Raw genomic sequence first — 16075 nt, forward strand, 5'->3', positions numbered from 1 at the left:
CAGCGCGAGCGGTGCGCGTGCACTGGGGTGAGGTCATGGTCGACGCCACTTCCTTCCGTCTCGAGCCAGCATCTTGTCGGCGGAGGCCGGCCCCCAGGTGCCGGACGGGTACTTCTCCGGCCTCCCACCCTTCGCCCAGTGCTTCATGATCGGGTCGAGGATGTTCCAGGACAGCTCGACCTCGCGCTGTTGGGGGAACAGCGGAGGATCGCCGAGCAGCACGTCGAGGATGAGTCGCTCGTAGGCCTCGGGAGACGACTCGGTGAAGGTGCCGCCGTAGGCGAAGTCCATGTTGACGTCGCGGATCTCCATCGCGGTCCCGGGCACCTTGGCGCCGAACCGGGTGGTGATGCCCTCGTCGGGCTGGATCCGGATCACCAGCGCGTTCTGCCCGAGATCCTCGGTGGCGTTGACCGAGAACGGCAGGTGTGGCGCACGCTTGAAGACCACAGCGACCTCGGTCACGCGCCGACCGAGTCGCTTGCCCACCCGCAGGTAGAACGGGACCTCGGCCCACCGCCGGGTGCCGATGCCGAGCTTGATGGCCGCATAGGTCTCGGTGGTGGAGGTCGCGGCGATGTCGTCCTCGTCGGTGTAGCCCTTGACGAGCTCACCACCGCTCCAGCCCTCGTCGTACTGCCCGCGGGCGGTGGAGTGATCGAGCGAGGCAGGAAGGGTCACTGCCGAGAGGATCTTCTGCTTCTCCATCCGCAGTGAGGTCGCATCGAACGCCGAGGGCTCCTCCATGGCGATGAGGGCCATCAACTGCAGCAGGTGGTTCTGGATGACGTCGCGAGCGGCGCCGATCCCGTCGTAGTAGCCGGCGCGCCCCCCGATGCCGATGTCCTCGGCCATGGTGATCTGGACGTGGTCGACGTAGTTGGAGTTCCAGATGGGCTCGAACATGTTGTTGGCGAAGCGCAGCGCCAGGATGTTCTGCACCGTCTCCTTGCCGAGGTAGTGGTCGATGCGGAACACCGACTCAGCGGGGAAGACCTCCGAGACCACGCGATTGAGCTCTTGGGCCGAGGCGAGATCATGGCCGAAGGGCTTCTCCACCACGACCCGGCGCCACGACGTGTCCGACTGCTCTGCCATGCCGTGTTCCTTGAGCTGGCCGATCACGTCGGCGAAGAACTTCGGCGGGATCGACAGGTAGAACGCATGATTGCCGGCCGTGCCACGCACGTCGTCGAGCTCGGTCAGGGTCCGCTTGAGCTGGTCGAAGGCAGCATCATCGGCGAAGTCGCCCGGCACGAAGCGGAATCCCTCGGCCAGCTGTTTCCAGACCTCTTCGCGGAACTCGGTGCGGGCATACTGCTTGACCGAGTCGTGGACGATCTGGGCGAAGTCCTCGTCGGCCCAGTCGCGTCGGGCGTAGCCGACCAGCGAGAACCCCGGCGGCAGCAGGCCCCGGTTCGCGAGGTCGTAGATGGCCGGCATCACCTTCTTGCGGGACAGGTCGCCGGTCACCCCGAACAGCACCAGGCCGCAGGGACCCGCGATGCGGGGGAGCCGACGATCCTGCGGATCCCGCAGTGGATTGGTGTACGTCGACCCGCCCGCGGACGTCACGCCAGTGCCTCCCGGATGATCGACAGCGCGCCCAGGTCGTTGACGTGCAGCCGGAGCACCGGTCGCCCGTGGTCGGCGAGCACCTTCCCATCCCCGACCGCCTGCGCGGTGATGAAGGTCTGGAAGGTGAACGGCCGGTCCGGGATCTCCAGGTCGGCCAGCGGGGTGCCGGTGATCTGGAGATAGACGCCTGTAGCAGGTCCGCCCTTGTGGTACTGCCCCGTGGAGTGCAGGAAGCGCGGTCCCCAGCCGAAGGTCACCGGCCGCCCGGTGATGTCGGCCAGGCTGCGGCGTACCTCGGCCAGCGCTGCGTCGCGGTGCCGGTCGAGGTAGGCCTGGACCGAGACGTAGCCGTGGTTGGGGTCGAGTCCCTTGAGCAGTGCGGCGACGGCGTCTGCCACGGTGCCGGTGCCGTCGGGCAGCCAGTCACCCGAGGCGTAGACGTCGATGACACCGTCGGCGAACGCCGGCTCCGGAGAGTCCCCGCCGCCGTCGAGCATGCTGCGGGCCGCGGCCTTGGCGCTCTCCACGTCAGGCTGGTCGAACGGGTTGATGCCGAGGATCCGGCCGGCGATGGCCGTGGCGTACTCCCACAGCAGGATCTGGGCACCCAGGGGGGCGTTGACGAACACGCCCCATCCGGAGGTGGGCACGGTGTCGAAGTCGAAGACCGGGCCGAAGGTGGCCAGCACCTCGTCGGCGGAGCTCGGCGCGTAGTTGGGGGCATCGAGCCCCTCGACGACGACCGGCAGGATGCCTTTGCCGTCCTTGCCGGTGGACTCTGCGATCAGCTGCTCGGCCCAGTCGCCGAAGCCGGGGTAGGGCGATCCGTTGTCGGCCAGGACGAGCTTGTCGACGGCGGCGAGATTCGCCGCGCCCAGGAGTGCGCCCAGGCGGAGCCCCGGGTTGTCCACGTCATCGGTGGCCAGGGTGTCGCTGATCGACGCTGCCTCGTCGAGCAGCCTGCCGAGGTCGACTCCGGCCAGCCCGCTGGGCACCAGGCCGAACGCGGTGAGCGCCGAGTAGCGACCGCCGACATCCGGGTCGGCACGGAAGACGCGGTAGCCGGCCTCGGTGGCCGACTGGTCGAGCGGCGAGCCCGGGTCGGTGACCACGATGATCCGCTCGCGTGGGTCGATCCCCGCCTCGGTGAAGGCGCGCTCGAAAGCCCGGCGTTGGCTGTCGGTCTCGACCGTGCCGCCGGACTTGCTGGAGACCACGACGACCGAGCTGTCCAGGTCGGTCTCGAGGGCGGTGCGCACGAAATCGGGATCCGAGGAGTCCAGCACGGTGAGGTCGACACCGGCCGCCTCACAGATCACCTCGGGTGCGAGCGACGAGCCGCCCATGCCGCAGAGCACGACCCTGGTGAGGCCGTACTCGTGCTGCTGGCTGCGCAGCTCTGCGATCTCGTCGACCAGCGGTCGGGACGAGTCGGCGAGACCGACCCACGACAGGCGTTTGCCGGCCTCCTCCTCGGCCTCGGGGCCCCACAGGGTCCGGTCCTGAGCAGCGAGCCGACTGGCCACGCGCTCGCCGACGAGCTGCTCGATCTCGCGCACGAACGAGTGCTCGTCGCGATAGCCGAAGTAGAGCTCGTAGTCACCCTGGTCCGCGGCACCCTTGACGGTGCTCCAGTCGGTCACTTGCCGACCGCCTCGAGCTGACCCTCCACGGTCTCGACGAGCTCCTCCCACGACTTCACGAACTTGTCCACGCCCTCGTCCTCGAGGACCACCAGGACGTCGTCGAAGTCGATGCCGACCTCCGCCAGCTGTGCGAACAGGGCCTCCGCCTCCGCGACCCGACCGCTGACCGTGTCACCGGTGATCTCGCCATGGTCGGCAAAGGCCTGCATGGTCTTCTCGGGCATCGTGTTGACGCAGCCGTCGACGACGAGGTCGGCGACATACATCGTGTCGGAGTACGCCGGGTCCTTGACACCGGTGGAGGCCCACAGCGGGCGCTGCACATTGGCGCCGGCGGCCTTGAGGGTCTCGAACCGCTCGCTGCCGAACACCTCCTCGAAGGCGCCGTACGCCAGGCGCGCGTTGGCCACCGCCGCCTTGCCCTTGAGCGCGAGCGCCTCGTCGGTGCCGATCGCATCCAGGCGCTTGTCGATCTCGGTGTCGACCCGGGAGACGAAGAACGACGCCACCGAGTGGACGTTCGCGACCTGTCCGCCTTGGGCCAGGGCCCGCTCCAGACCGGTGAGGTAGGCATCCATGACGGCTCGGTACCGGTCGATCCCGAAGATCAGGGTGACGTTGACACTGATCCCGCTGGCGATCGCATCGGTGATCGCAGGCAGGCCCTCGACGGTGGCCGGGATCTTGATCAGGGCGTTGTCACGATGCACCGAACCCCACAGGTCCCGGGCCGCGGCGATGGTGGCGTCGGTGTCGCGCGCCAGCGTCGGCGCCACCTCGATCGACACCCTGCCGTCATGGGGATCGGCCTGGTAGACCGGCGCGAACACGTCGCAGGCGTTGCGGACGTCCTCGGTGGTCAACTCGAAGATGACCCGGTCCACGGGGGTGTCCTTCGCTGCGAGCTCGCGGGTCTGCGCGTCGTAGCGCTCACCGTTGGCGATGGCCGCGGCGAAGATGGTCGGGTTGGTGGTGACCCCCACGACGGAGGACTGCTTGATGAGCTCGGCGAGGTTGCCGGACTCGATGCGCTCACGGGACAGGTCGTCGAGCCAGATCGACACTCCTGCATCCGACAGGTTCTTCAGACGGTCAGACATGTGCTGCCTCCAGTGTTCGTGTAGTCGAATGTTCTGCTCGGTGGTCGAGCTGCGCTGCGACCACTCATCCGGCGGCCGAGATGCTGTCCTGGGCGGCGTTGGCCACGGCCTCGGCAGTCACCCCGAACTCGGTGAAGATGCGGGCGAAGTCGGCGCTCGCACCGTAGTGCTCGATCGAGACGATGCGCCCGGCGTCACCGACGACCTCGCGCCAACCCATGGCGATGCCAGCCTCGACTGACACGCGGGCCTTGACGGTCGGCGGGATGACGGTGTCGCGGTAGGACTCCTCCTGCTCGTCGTACCACTCCCGGCAGGGCATGGAGACGACCCGGGCACGGATCCCCTGCTCGGCGAGGAGGCCCCGGGCCTCGACGGCGAGCTGAACCTCGGAGCCGGTGCCGATCAGGACCACGTCAGGCGCGCCCCCGTCGACGTCGAGCAGCACGTAGCCACCGCGGTGGACGTTGGAGGTGTCGCTGAAGCCGTCCTCGCCCCGTGGCCAGGTCGGGACGTTCTGACGGGTCAGGAGCAGTCCGGCCGGTCGGTCGGTCCTCTCCAGGATCGCCTTCCAGGCTGCGGCCGTCTCGTTGCCGTCGGCGGGCCGCACGACATCGAGGCCGGGGATGGCCCGCAGTGCGGCGAAGTGCTCGATCGGCTGGTGCGTCGGGCCGTCCTCGCCGAGCCCGATCGAGTCGTGGGTCCAGACGTAGGTGACCGGGAGCCCCATGATGGCGGCCAGTCGCACCGAGCCGCGCATGTAGTCGGAGAACGTCAGGAACGTGCCGCCGAAGACGCGGGTGCCGCCGTGGACGGCGATGCCGTTCATGATCGCGCCCATGCCGTGCTCGCGGATGCCGAAGTGGAGGACCCTGCCGGCAGCCGGGTCGCCGGTCCACATCTTCGTGGAGCGTTCCTTGGGCAGGAACGAGGGCGCTCCCTCGATGGTGGTGTTGTTGGACTCCGCGAGGTCGGCTGAACCACCCCAGAGCTCGGGCAGGGCCCCGGCGATGGCGTTGATCACAGCGCCCGAGGCCTTGCGGGTTGCGACGCCCTTGGGGTCGGCCGGGAAGCTGGGCAGGTCGTCGGCCCAGCCGTGGGGCAGGGTGCGGGTCTGCATGCGCTCGAACAGGGCCGTGTCGGCCGACGGCTTCGTGGTCCAGTGGGCGAAGTCCGCGTCCCACGCGGCCTGCGCGGCCTTGCCGCGGGCCACCAGGTCTCGGGTGTGCGCGATGACCTCGGGCGCCACGTCGAAGGTGCGCTCCGGGTCGAAGCCCAGGATCTTCTTGGTGGCCGCGACCTCGTCGTTGCCCAGTGCGGACCCGTGGGCCTTGCCCGTGCCCTGAAGCGTGGGAGCAGGCCACGCGATGACCGTGCGCAGCACGATGAAGCTGGGCTTGTCGGTGACGGCCTCAGCGGCCTGGATCGCGGCGTACAGCGCGGGGACGTCCTCGGAGTAGGTCGTGCCGCCGTTGGTCCAGTCCACGGTCTGCACGTGCCATCCGTAGGCCTCGTAGCGCGCCGCCACGTCCTCGGTGAAGGCGATGTTCGTGTCGTCCTCGATCGAGATCTTGTTGTCGTCGTAGATCAGCGTCAGGTTGCCCAGCTGCTGGGTGCCGGCGATCGACGAGGCCTCGGCACTGACGCCCTCCTCGAGGTCCCCGTCACTGCAGATCGCGTAGATGTGGTGGTCGAACGGTGAGGCACCCGGCGCGGCGTTCGGGTCCAGCATGCCCCGCTCACGGCGCGCGGCCATGGCCATCCCCACGGCGTTGCCGACCCCCTGGCCGAGCGGCCCCGTGGTGGTCTCGACGCCCGCGGTGTGCCCGTACTCCGGGTGCCCGGGCGTCTTGGAGCCCCACGTGCGCAGCGCCTTGAGATCGTCGAGCTCGAGTCCCCAACCGCCCAGGTAGAGCTGGATGTAGAGGGTCAGGCTGGAGTGCCCGCAGGACAGGACGAAGCGGTCACGCCCGGGCCAGTGCGGGTCCGCGGGGTTGTGCCGCATGACCTTCTGGAAGAGCAGGTAGGCGGCTGGTGCCAGGCTCATGGCCGTGCCGGGGTGGCCATTGCCGACCTTCTGCACGGCATCCATGGCCAGGGCCCGCGTGGTGTCCACGGCTGCCTTGTCGGCGTCCGTCCACTCCAGGTTGTTGAGCGTGCTCACGCAGGTTCCTCTCGGGTTGTGCTTCGGTGGGGTAGTACCCACTTCTGGCTCGTCGGGACTCAACGATGAGCCTACTCATGGGTGGGCATACACTCGACCCCGGTTTCATCTCCTGATTCATGCCCGATCTGCGAGGAAATATCTGTCGTGACGTACGTCGGCCACTCGGCCTCTGCCTCCCAGGCAGGCGACTCCGGCGACTCCGGCGCTGAGGCGTCGGACTCCTCGACGCACGCAGCGTCCTGGAAGGACGTGCTCGCGGCGTACGTCGGCCTCACCAAGCCACGCGTGATCGAACTGCTGCTGCTGACGACCGTCCCGGTGATGTTCTTCGCCCAGCGCGGCATCCCGCCGCTGGGCCTGGTCGCCGCGACCGTGCTCGGCGGCACCCTGTCGGCGGGATCGGCCTCGACCCTCAACTGCGTCTACGACCGCGACATCGACGAGCAGATGCGCCGTACCCGTCGTCGGGCGCTGCCGCGTCACATCGTCACCACCCGCGCCGCACTCGTGTTCGGCCTCGTGCTCGGGGTGTTGTCGACGCTGGTGCTGGGCTTCTGGGTCAACTGGCTGTCGGCGGCCCTGGCGGTCGCGGCCAACGCGTTCTACGTGCTCGTCTACACGATGGTGCTCAAGCGCCGCACCACCCAGAACATCGTCTGGGGAGGTCTGGCGGGCTGCTTCCCGGCCCTGATCGGCTGGACCGCGGTCACCGATGCGCTGTCGTGGGTGCCGGTCATCCTGTTCGCCGTGGTGTTCTTCTGGACACCGCCCCACACCTGGGCCCTGGCCCTGCGCTACCGCGAGGACTACGCCAACGTCTCGGTCCCGATGCTGCCGGTGGTGGCTCCGGCTCGCGAGGTCGGCCGCCAGATCGTGCTCTACAGCTGGGTGATGGTGGCGACGTCACTGCTGCTCTGGCCCGTGGCCTCCACCGGATGGTTCTACCCCGTTGCCGCCGGCCTGCTCGGAGCGTTCTTCCTCCTCGAGGCACATCGCATGCACGCTCGGGCCAAAGGCACCGAGGAGCTCTCGGTCATCAACCCGATGCGGCTGTTCCACTCCTCGAACCTCTACCTCAGCCTGCTCTTCGTGGCTGTGGCGCTCGACCCGTTGCTCACCCGCTGAGCCGGAGCACTGCGCAGCACGACGAGAGTCAGCGCGGCGCTGGTCAGGGCCGCTCCGAGCAGGTGCACCTCGACGAGGCCTCCGGGCACACCGAGGAAGTACTGCAGGAAGCCCACGAACCCCTGGGCGACCTCCACCAGCAGCAGGGCCGCTGTGGCCTGCTGCAGGCCGCGATGTCCGCTCCTGACCGCCACAGCCAGCAGGCCCACCGTGAGGGCCAGGAGCAGGTAGACCGCCGAGGCGTGCACGTGTGACATCACCTGGGCGTCCAGGCCGGTACGCCGCGACTCCTGGTCGCCGGAGTGCGGACCACTGCCCGTCACCACGGTGCCGAGGTAGAGCACCAGCCACCCGGAGGCGAAGACGAGCCAGGACAGCCGTCGGGCGAGGGGCGTCACGGGGTCGACCTCGGCGCCTCTCACCTCCTGGACCAGCCAGACGCAGAGCCCGATCATGGCCATCGACACCAGCAGATGGAAGGCCACGATCCACGGGTTCAGGTCGGTGAGCACGGTGATGCCGCCGATGATCGCCTGAGCCGGGATCCCCAGCATCACCGCGAACGACAGTCGGGTCACCCTGCGGCGACCCGAGCGCACGGCGAGGACGAAGCAGGCGATCGCGATCGCAGTCAGCACGAAGGTCAGCATCCGGTTGCCGAACTCGATGGCGCCGTTGACGCCCAAAGCCTGGTGGGGGACCAGAGACTCCTCGGTGCAGTTCGGCCAGGTAGGACAACCCAGCCCGGAGCCGGTGAGGCGGACCGCTCCGCCGGTCAGCACGATCCCGATGTTGGCCACCAGGTTGGCGAGCGCCAGTCGGGACAGCCAGGGCCCCGTCGTCGCAGTCATGCTCACTCCCATCTGAAGAACCGGGTGGCGAGGGCAGCACCGACCATGGCCCACACCAGAAGGACGAGCAGTGCCCGCATGTCGACCTGACCGGTCAGGAACGCTGCCCGGGTTGCATCCCCGAGCGCCCCCGAGGGCAGGATGGCCTGGACGGCGCCGAAGCCGCCGTACGACGACCGCGGCAGGACGACCGCACCCCCGGCCATGAGCAACAGGTAGACCAGGTTGGCTGCGGCGAGGGTCGCCTCGGCCCGCAGGGTGCCGGCCAGGAGCAGACCGAGGGACGCGAAGGCCGCGGTGCCCAGCAGTGCCACCGGCACGATGACCAGGAACCCGACGGGATCCGGACGCCAGCCGAGGCTGAACCCGACCACTGAGATGACGATCCCCTGCAGGACCTCGACCACCAGGAGGGCACCGACCTTCCCGGCGAGCAGACCCGAACGGGGTAGGGGCGAGGAACCCAGCCGCTTGAGCAGCCCGTAGCGCCGCTCGAAGCCGGTCGCGATCGCCAGCGAGGTGAACGCGGTGGACATCACTGCCAGCGCCAGGACCCCGGGAGTCAGTACGTCGACGGCGCGACTGGTCAGCTTGAGGTCGAGGTGGCGACTGGCCAGCACACCGCCGATCAGCACGATGACCGGGATCGCCACCGCGATGAGGAGCTGCTCGCCGTTGCGGAGCAGCAGCCGGGTCTCCATGGCGGCCTGCGCGCGGACCTGGCTGGCGAAGGGTGCCGCGCCGGGCGCGGGGGTGAAGGTGCCGTTCGGTGCCGTGCTCATGGCACCAGTTCCCGGCCGGTCAGCTGCAGGAAGACGTCCTCGAGGGTGCGCTGGCCCAGGGACAGGGACTCGGGCAGCACTCCTTGCTCGTCGCACCAGGCGCTGACCTTCGCAAGGGTCTGGTGGTCGGCCGGGCCGGAGATGAGCAGGGAGTGCTCGTTGATCTCGGTGACCTCGGTGTCCGAGCCGAGGCTGGTGCGCAGTGATGCGGGTGCGTGTGGTGGGAACGGCTCGGTGACCACCAAACGGATGGTCGCGTGGCCGCGGGCGCGGGTCAGCTCGAACGGGCTGCCCTGGGCGATCACGCTGCCGTGGTCGATGACGAAGACATGGTCGGCGAGACGTTCGGCCTCGTCCATGTAGTGCGTGGTGAGGACGATGCTCACCCCGTCCGCCTTGAGTTCCTGCAGGAGCTCCCAGGTGGTACGCCGCGCGGCTGGGTCCATGCCGGCGGTGGGTTCGTCCACGAACACCAGTTCGGGGCGGCCGACCACGGCCATGGCCAGGCCGAGCCGTTGCTGCTGCCCACCACTCAGGCGGCGGTAGGGCGTGCGGCCACACTCGCCCAGTCCGAGACGATCGACCAGCAGGTCGACCGGTAGGGGGTTCGCGTGCATCCGGGCGATGTGGGTGAGCATCTCGACCGCCCGCACGCCGGACCAGGCACCGCCCGACTGCAGCATCACCCCGATGCGGGGGAGCAGCTGGGACCGGTCGCGGATCGGGTCCAGTCCCAGCACCCGGACCGTGCCCGACTGGGGAGCGCGGTAGCCCTCACAGGTCTCCAGTGTGGTGGTCTTCCCAGCCCCGTTGGGCCCGAGGACGGCGGTGATCTCGTGCCTGGCCACGGTGAGTCTCAGGCGGTCGACGGCCAGCTTGGCGCCGTACCTCATCACCAGGCCGTCGATCTCGACGGCGGGAGCGGGGGAAGGCACGGCCCCAGTGTAGGAACGCCACCCCACGCCGTTGGGCGCAGGGCCAGGACACACCTTCCAACCGGGAGGGGGTTAGGGGAGCCTTACTTGAAACGGCAACAGCATTAACGTCACACTGTTGTTGTGGAATTCAGCCGGACGCCCGTGGTGACCCCCGAAGGGGATGCCCCGACGCGAGCCCGGGTGATCCGCAGCATCCTCGAGAACGGCCCCCTGACCGCCGCCGACCTCGCCCAGCGACTCGACCTGACCCCGGCCGCCGTCCGCCGCCACCTCGAGCACCTCGTCGAGATCGGCAGCCTGGCAGCGGAGGACCAGCGGGTCTACGGATCGCGTGGCCGCGGTCGTCCGGCCAAGGTGTTCCGGTTGACCGACGCGGGTCGTGACGAGCTCGACCAGCAGTACGACGACCTGGCCGTGCTCGCCCTGCGCTTCCTCAGCGAGACACAGGGTGACGACGCGGTGATGGAGTTCGCACGGCGCCGAGTGGCCTTCATCGAGCGTGACTTCAGGACCGTGGCCGATCTCAACCCCGACCTCAGCCCCGCCGAGGTGCTGGCCAAGGTGTTGACCGTGGGCGGCTACTCCGCCTCGGTCAAGGCCCTGCCCATCGGCGACCAGCTCTGCCAGCAGCACTGCCCCGTCTCGCACGTGGCTGCGGAGTTCCCGCAGTTGTGCGAGGCCGAGACCGAAGCGATCGGCAAGCTCCTGGGACGACACGTCCAGCGGCTGGCCACCATCGCCCATGGCGACGGGGTCTGCACCACCTGCATTCCGAACACACCCGAGAAGAAGGATGGCGAGTCAGCATGACGAGCACCCAGCCGACCATCGAGGAACTCAACCCGGAGCTGAAGGGCATCGGCCGCTACGAATACGGCTGGTCCGACAACGACACCTCGGGCGCTGACGCCACCCGCGGCCTCAACGAGGTCGTCGTTCGCGACATCTCCTCGAAGAAGAGCGAACCGCAGTGGATGCTCGACCTGCGGCTCAAGGGCCTCAACCTCTTCCACCGCAAGCCCATGCCCAAGTGGGGCTCGGACCTCGGTGGCATCGACTTCGACAACATCAAGTACTTCGTGCGCTCCACCGAGAAGCAGGCCGCCACGTGGGACGACCTCCCCGAGGACATCAAGAACACCTACGACAAGCTCGGCATCCCGGAGGCGGAGAAGCAGCGCCTGGTCTCCGGCGTCGCCGCCCAGTACGAGTCCGAGGTGGTCTACCACTCGATCCGTGAGGACCTCGAGGAGCAGGGCGTCATCTTCGTCGACACCGACACCGCTTTGCGCGAGCACGAAGACCTCTTCCGGGAGTACTTCGGCACGATCATCCCGGTCGGTGACAACAAGTTCGCCGCGCTCAACACCAGCGTCTGGTCGGGTGGGTCCTTCATCTACGTGCCCAAGGGTGTCCACGTCGACATCCCCCTGCAGGCCTACTTCCGGATCAACACCGAGAACATGGGCCAGTTCGAGCGCACGCTGATCATCGTCGACGAGGACGCCTACGTGCACTACGTCGAGGGCTGCACCGCGCCGATCTACAGCTCGGACTCCCTGCACTCCGCGGTTGTGGAGATCATCGTGAAGAAGGGCGGCCGCTGCCGCTACACGACCATCCAGAACTGGTCGAACAACGTCTACAACCTGGTGACCAAGCGCGCGGTCTGCGAGGCCGGAGCCACCATGGAGTGGGTCGACGGCAACATCGGGTCCAAGGTCACGATGAAGTACCCGGCGGTCTACCTGATGGGTGAGCACGCCAAGGGCGAGACCCTGTCCATCGCCTTCGCCGGCGAGGGCCAGCACCAGGACGCCGGCGCCAAGATGGTGCACGCCGCCCCCAACACCTCCTCGAGCATCCTCTCGAAGTCGGTGGCCCGCGGCGGTGGGCGGACGTCGTACCGCGGCCTCATCCAGATCAACGAGGGCGCCCACGGCTCCAAGTCCAACGTGCTGTGTGACGCCCTGCTGGTCGACCAGATCAGCCGGTCCGACACCTACCCCTACGTCGACATCCGTGAGGACGACGTGTCGATGGGCCACGAGGCCAGCGTCTCGAAGGTCTCCGACGACCAGCTCTTCTACCTCATGAGCCGCGGCATGGAGCAGGACGAGGCCATGGCGATGATCGTGCGTGGCTTCATCGAGCCGATCGCCAAGGAGCTGCCCATGGAGTACGCCCTCGAGCTCAACCGGCTCATCGAGCTCCAGATGGAAGGGGCCGTCGGCTGACCTCTCGCCGGCCCCCGTCCCACCCGTTCATCAGAAAGCGAATGCAGTGACTGTGACTGAAACCCCGGCTGTCGCCGAGGCGATCGAGACCGTCGAGCCCGGGACGGTGCTGAGCCACCTCCACCCGGAGGGTTCCTTCGACCTGGCTGACCACCCGGTCCCGACAGGTCGGGAAGAGATCTGGCGGTTCACCCCGCTCAAGCGGCTCCGAGGACTGCACACCGACGCGGACCTGACGGCCGGGTCGGTGAGCACCTCGGCGGACGCCCCCACGGGCGCCCGGGTGGAGCAGATCCCGGCCGACAGCCCGTTGCGCGGGTCCAGTGGCTACGTCCCTACCGACCGGATCGCGGCCCGCACGTGGGACGCCGCCACCAGCACCTACGCCGTCACGATCCCGGCCGAGACCGTGCTCGACGCACCGGTCATCGTCACGGTCACCGGCAGCGGCATCGAGGGGGCGGCGGCCTCGCACGTCGTCGTCACCGCCGAACGACACAGCAAGGCGACCGTGGTCTTCCTCTTCGAGGGCTCGGCAACTCTGAGCGACATCGCCGAGATCGTGGTCGGCGACGGCGCCCAGCTGACCGTCGTCTCGATCGACGACTGGGCCGACGACGCGGTCCATGTCGGGCACCGCCACGCGAAGGTCGGTCGCGACGCGACCTTCAAGCACGTCGACGTCAGCTTCGGCGGCGACCTGGTGCGGCACGACAGCACCGCGGAGTACGCCGGGCCGGGTGGCTCGGTGGAGATGCTCGGTCTCTACTTCGCCGACGAGGGCCAGCACATCGAGCACCGGCTGTTCGTGGACCACACCGCTCCGAAGACCAAGAGCCATGTGGTCTACAAGGGCGCGCTGCAGGGCAAGGGTGCCCACACGGTCTGGATCGGCAACGTCTTGATCCGCAAGGTCGCCGAAGGCATCGAGACCTACGAGGAGAACCGCAACCTGGTCCTCACCGACGGGTGCCAGGCCGACTCCGTGCCCAACCTGGAGATCGAGACGGGTGAGATCGAGGGAGCCGGACACGCGTCGGCGACCGGCCGCTTCGACGACGAGCAGCTGTTCTATCTCCGCTCGCGCGGCATCGAGGAGTCGGAGGCCCGTCGACTGGTCGTGCACGGCTTCTTCAACGACCTCATCCGCCAGATCGACGTGCCGCAGATCCAGGAGAAGCTGATCGCCACCGTCGAGACCGAGCTCGCCAAGAACGCCCTGAAGGCGTTCTGATGGGCTTCGTCCGGGTCTGCTCGCTGGGTGAGGTGCCCGCCGACCAGGCGCTCGCGGTCACCGCGGGCGACCTCGAGGTGGCCATCGCCCGTGACGGCGACGAAGTCTTCGCCATCCAGGACCTCTGCTCCCACGCCGAGGTCGCCCTGTCCGAGGGCGAGGTGGCCGAGTGCCAGATCGAGTGCTGGCTGCACGGCTCGCGCTTCGACCTGCGCACCGGCAAGCCCACCGGGCTCCCGGCCACCGAGCCGGTCTCCACCTTCCCGATCGAGGTGCGCGGCGACGACGTGTACGTCGACATCACCGAGACGCTGAACGGCGTCGAACCTTCCTGATTTTCGTTCGTCGGTCGAGGCTGACCGACAGTGAGTAGAGAGAGACACAGATGAGCACGCTGGACATCAAGGACCTGCACGTCTCGGTCACGACCGAGGACGGCCCCAAGGAGATCCTCAAGGGCGTCACGCTGACCATCAAGGACGGCGAGACCCACGCCATCATGGGTCCCAACGGATCGGGCAAGTCCACCTTGGCCTACTCCATCGCCGGTCACCCGAAGTACACGATCACCAGTGGGTCGGTCACGCTCGACGGCGCCGACGTCCTCGCGATGACGGTCGACGAGCGGGCGCGTGCCGGGCTGTTCCTGGCGATGCAGTACCCGGTCGAGGTCCCCGGCGTGTCGGTCTCCAACTTCCTGCGCACCGCGAAGACCGCGATCGACGGCGAGGCGCCGAAGCTGCGCACGTGGGTCAAGGACGTCAACAAGGCCCTCGAGGACCTCAATCTCGACCCCACCTTCGGGCAGCGGTCGGTCAACGAGGGCTTCTCCGGTGGCGAGAAGAAGCGTCATGAGATCGCCCAGCTCGAGCTGCTCAACCCCAAGGTGGCGATCCTCGACGAGACCGACTCCGGGCTGGACATCGACGCCCTCAAGGTGGTCTCCGACGGCGTGAACCGGTTCCGCGACCAGGAGGGCAAGGGCGTGCTGCTGATCACCCACTACACGCGCATCCTGCGCTACATCACGCCCGACTACGTGCACGTCTTCGTCAACGGCCGGATCGCTGAGCAGGGCGGCCCCGAGCTGGCTGAGCAGCTCGAGGCAGAGGGTTACGACAAGTACCTCAAGGCGGCCGCAGGCGCATGAGCACCCTCGACGGTCTGCTCCCCGAACTGGAAGTCATCCGCAAGGACTTCCCGATCCTGACGCGCGTGCTCGCGGGTGGGCAGCCGTTGGTCTACCTCGATTCCGCGAACACCTCGCAGAAGCCGCAGGTCGTCATCGACACGATGGTCGACCATCTCGAGCGGCACAACGCCAACGTGGCTCGCGCCATGCACCAACTCGGTGCGGAGTCCTCCGAGGCGTTCGAGGAGGCGCGCGACAAGGTCGCGTCGTTCATCCACGCGCCCTCACGCGACGAGATCATCTTCACCAAGAACGCCTCCGAGGCGCTCAACCTGGTCGCCAACACGCTGGCCTGGGCGCGCGGTCCGCTGGAGATCGGTGCCGGGGACGAAGTCGTCATCACCGAGATGGAGCACCACTCCAACATCGTGCCCTGGCAGCTCCTGACCGAGCGCAAGGGCGCCACGCTGCGTTGGTTCGGGCTGACCGACGACGGTCACCTGGACCTGTCCGCCATCGACTCCCTCATCACCGAGCGGACCAAGGTCGTCTCGCTGACCTGGGTGTCCAACATGCTGGGCACCATCAACCCCGTCGCCGAGATCGCGCGCCGTGCCCACGAGGTGGGAGCGCTCGTGGTCCTCGACGCGTCCCAGGCTGCCCCACAGCTGCCCGTCGACGTGGTGGCCTCGGGGGCGGACTTCGTGGCCTTCACCGGCCACAAGGTCGTCGGACCCACCGGCATCGGCGTCCTCTGGGGTCGCCGCGAGGTGCTCGAGCAGCTGCCTCCGTTCCTGGGCGGTGGCGAGATGATCGAGACCGTCGCCATGGAACGCTCGACGTACGCCGGGATCCCGCACAAGTTCGAGGCGGGCACCCCGCCGATCGTCGAGGCGATCGGACTCGGCGCAGCCGTCGACTACCTGACCCACATCGGCATGGACAACGTCCACCGCCACGAGCAGGCCATCACCGCCTACGCCTTGGACGGTCTCGCCACGGTGCCCGGTCTGACCGTGCTCGGACCACTGGACGCCGCTGAGCGCGGGGGAGCGATCTCCTTCGAGCTGGAGGGGGTGCACCCGCATGACATCGCGCAGGTGCTCGACAACCGTGGCGTCGCCGTACGAGCGGGGCATCACTGCGCCAAGCCCGCCCACAAGCGGTACGGCGTCCAGAGCTCGACCAGGGCCTCGTCGTACCTCTACACCACGCCGGCCGAGATCGACGCCCTCATCGATGGCCTGGAATACACCCGGTCCTACTTCAAGTTGGGTTGAGTGAC

At 68.2% G+C, this 16075-nt stretch carries 14 protein-coding genes; 7 read left to right on the top strand and 7 right to left on the bottom strand.

The genetic code is table 11. The features are described from left to right. Positions 1 to 33 precede the first annotated feature (33 nt). The 4 genes from zwf to tkt form a co-directional block, all read right to left on the bottom strand. A complete protein-coding gene (gene zwf / locus AB7I40_RS17160; protein ID WP_428344353.1) occupies positions 34 to 1575 on the bottom strand; it encodes a glucose-6-phosphate dehydrogenase in 1542 nt (513 codons plus the stop codon). Beyond that, positions 1572 to 3221: a glucose-6-phosphate isomerase gene (locus AB7I40_RS17165; RefSeq protein WP_428344354.1), complete on the bottom strand. Its 1650-nt coding sequence runs from the start codon at positions 3219 to 3221 to the stop codon at positions 1572 to 1574. The genes zwf and AB7I40_RS17165 overlap by 4 nt, the downstream gene beginning before the upstream one ends. After that, positions 3218 to 4324: a transaldolase gene (gene tal, locus AB7I40_RS17170; RefSeq protein ID WP_428344355.1), complete on the bottom strand. Its 1107-nt coding sequence runs from the start codon at positions 4322 to 4324 to the stop codon at positions 3218 to 3220. Before tal ends, AB7I40_RS17165 begins: the two co-directional genes overlap by 4 nt. A gap of 64 nt (positions 4325 to 4388) precedes the next feature. Beyond that, positions 4389 to 6416, bottom strand: coding sequence for a transketolase (tkt, locus tag AB7I40_RS17175; RefSeq protein WP_428344660.1), 2028 nt, complete (start codon positions 6414 to 6416; stop codon positions 4389 to 4391). Positions 6417 to 6635: 219 nt separating this feature from the next. Here tkt and AB7I40_RS17180 point away from each other — a divergent pair, with 219 nt between their 5' ends. After that, positions 6636 to 7616, top strand: a complete 981-nt coding sequence (locus AB7I40_RS17180) for a heme o synthase (protein ID WP_428344356.1) — start codon at positions 6636 to 6638, stop codon at positions 7614 to 7616. Here AB7I40_RS17180 and AB7I40_RS17185 read toward each other — a convergent pair. From AB7I40_RS17185 to AB7I40_RS17195, 3 genes are read right to left on the bottom strand one after another with little or no spacing between them, the layout of a single operon-like run. Next, complete coding sequence (locus AB7I40_RS17185; RefSeq protein WP_428344357.1) at positions 7562 to 8467, bottom strand: COX15/CtaA family protein; 906 nt, start codon at positions 8465 to 8467, stop codon at positions 7562 to 7564. The genes AB7I40_RS17180 and AB7I40_RS17185 overlap by 55 nt on opposite strands. Before the next feature lie 2 nt (positions 8468 to 8469). Further along, complete coding sequence (locus AB7I40_RS17190; RefSeq protein WP_428344358.1) at positions 8470 to 9249, bottom strand: ABC transporter permease; 780 nt, start codon at positions 9247 to 9249, stop codon at positions 8470 to 8472. Beyond that, the gene (locus AB7I40_RS17195) at positions 9246 to 10184 is read right to left on the bottom strand and encodes an ABC transporter ATP-binding protein (RefSeq protein ID WP_428344359.1); all 939 of its coding nucleotides are present in this window, start codon (positions 10182 to 10184) and stop codon (positions 9246 to 9248) included. Before AB7I40_RS17195 ends, AB7I40_RS17190 begins: the two co-directional genes overlap by 4 nt. Positions 10185 to 10307: 123 nt before the next feature. On the opposite strand from AB7I40_RS17195, the gene AB7I40_RS17200 reads away from it, so the two are divergent. Genes AB7I40_RS17200 through AB7I40_RS17225 form a run of 6 tightly spaced genes read left to right on the top strand, consistent with a single transcriptional unit; the run spans position 10308 to position 16070 of the window. Next, complete coding sequence (locus AB7I40_RS17200; RefSeq protein WP_428344360.1) at positions 10308 to 10997, top strand: helix-turn-helix transcriptional regulator; 690 nt, start codon at positions 10308 to 10310, stop codon at positions 10995 to 10997. After that, positions 10994 to 12424, top strand: a complete 1431-nt coding sequence (gene sufB / locus AB7I40_RS17205; RefSeq protein ID WP_428344361.1) for a Fe-S cluster assembly protein SufB — start codon at positions 10994 to 10996, stop codon at positions 12422 to 12424. The genes AB7I40_RS17200 and sufB overlap by 4 nt, the downstream gene beginning before the upstream one ends. A 52-nt stretch (positions 12425 to 12476) precedes the next feature. Beyond that, positions 12477 to 13658 (top strand): Fe-S cluster assembly protein SufD, encoded by a 1182-nt coding sequence (sufD, locus tag AB7I40_RS17210; RefSeq protein ID WP_428344362.1) that lies wholly within the window; start codon positions 12477 to 12479, stop codon positions 13656 to 13658. Further along, positions 13658 to 13993, top strand: a complete 336-nt coding sequence (locus AB7I40_RS17215; protein WP_428344363.1) for a non-heme iron oxygenase ferredoxin subunit — start codon at positions 13658 to 13660, stop codon at positions 13991 to 13993. Before sufD ends, AB7I40_RS17215 begins: the two co-directional genes overlap by 1 nt. A 50-nt stretch (positions 13994 to 14043) precedes the next feature. Continuing rightward, complete coding sequence (gene sufC / locus AB7I40_RS17220) at positions 14044 to 14808, top strand: Fe-S cluster assembly ATPase SufC (RefSeq protein ID WP_428344364.1); 765 nt, start codon at positions 14044 to 14046, stop codon at positions 14806 to 14808. Next, complete coding sequence (locus AB7I40_RS17225; RefSeq protein ID WP_428344365.1) at positions 14805 to 16070, top strand: cysteine desulfurase; 1266 nt, start codon at positions 14805 to 14807, stop codon at positions 16068 to 16070. Before sufC ends, AB7I40_RS17225 begins: the two co-directional genes overlap by 4 nt. Positions 16071 to 16075: the final 5 nt, after the last annotated feature.

The organism is Nocardioides sp., from assembly GCF_050246775.1.
Taxonomy (GTDB): Bacteria; Actinomycetota; Actinomycetes; order Propionibacteriales; family Nocardioidaceae; genus Nocardioides.

Excerpts from the sequence above, each read along its gene's own strand:
- tal (WP_428344355.1), bottom strand. The coding sequence starts at position 4,324 with ATGTCTGACCGTCTGAAGAACCTGTCGGATGCAGGAGTGTCGATCTGG.
- tkt (WP_428344660.1), bottom strand. The coding sequence starts at position 6,416 with ATGGATGCCGTGCAGAAGGTCGGCAATGGCCACCCCGGCACGGCCATG.
- AB7I40_RS17185 (WP_428344357.1), bottom strand. The coding sequence starts at position 8,467 with ATGACTGCGACGACGGGGCCCTGGCTGTCCCGACTGGCGCTCGCCAAC.
- AB7I40_RS17190 (WP_428344358.1), bottom strand. The coding sequence starts at position 9,249 with ATGAGCACGGCACCGAACGGCACCTTCACCCCCGCGCCCGGCGCGGCA.
- sufB (WP_428344361.1), top strand. The coding sequence starts at position 10,994 with ATGACGAGCACCCAGCCGACCATCGAGGAACTCAACCCGGAGCTGAAG.
- AB7I40_RS17215 (WP_428344363.1), top strand. The coding sequence starts at position 13,658 with ATGGGCTTCGTCCGGGTCTGCTCGCTGGGTGAGGTGCCCGCCGACCAG.
- sufC (WP_428344364.1), top strand. The coding sequence starts at position 14,044 with ATGAGCACGCTGGACATCAAGGACCTGCACGTCTCGGTCACGACCGAG.
- AB7I40_RS17225 (WP_428344365.1), top strand. The coding sequence starts at position 14,805 with ATGAGCACCCTCGACGGTCTGCTCCCCGAACTGGAAGTCATCCGCAAG.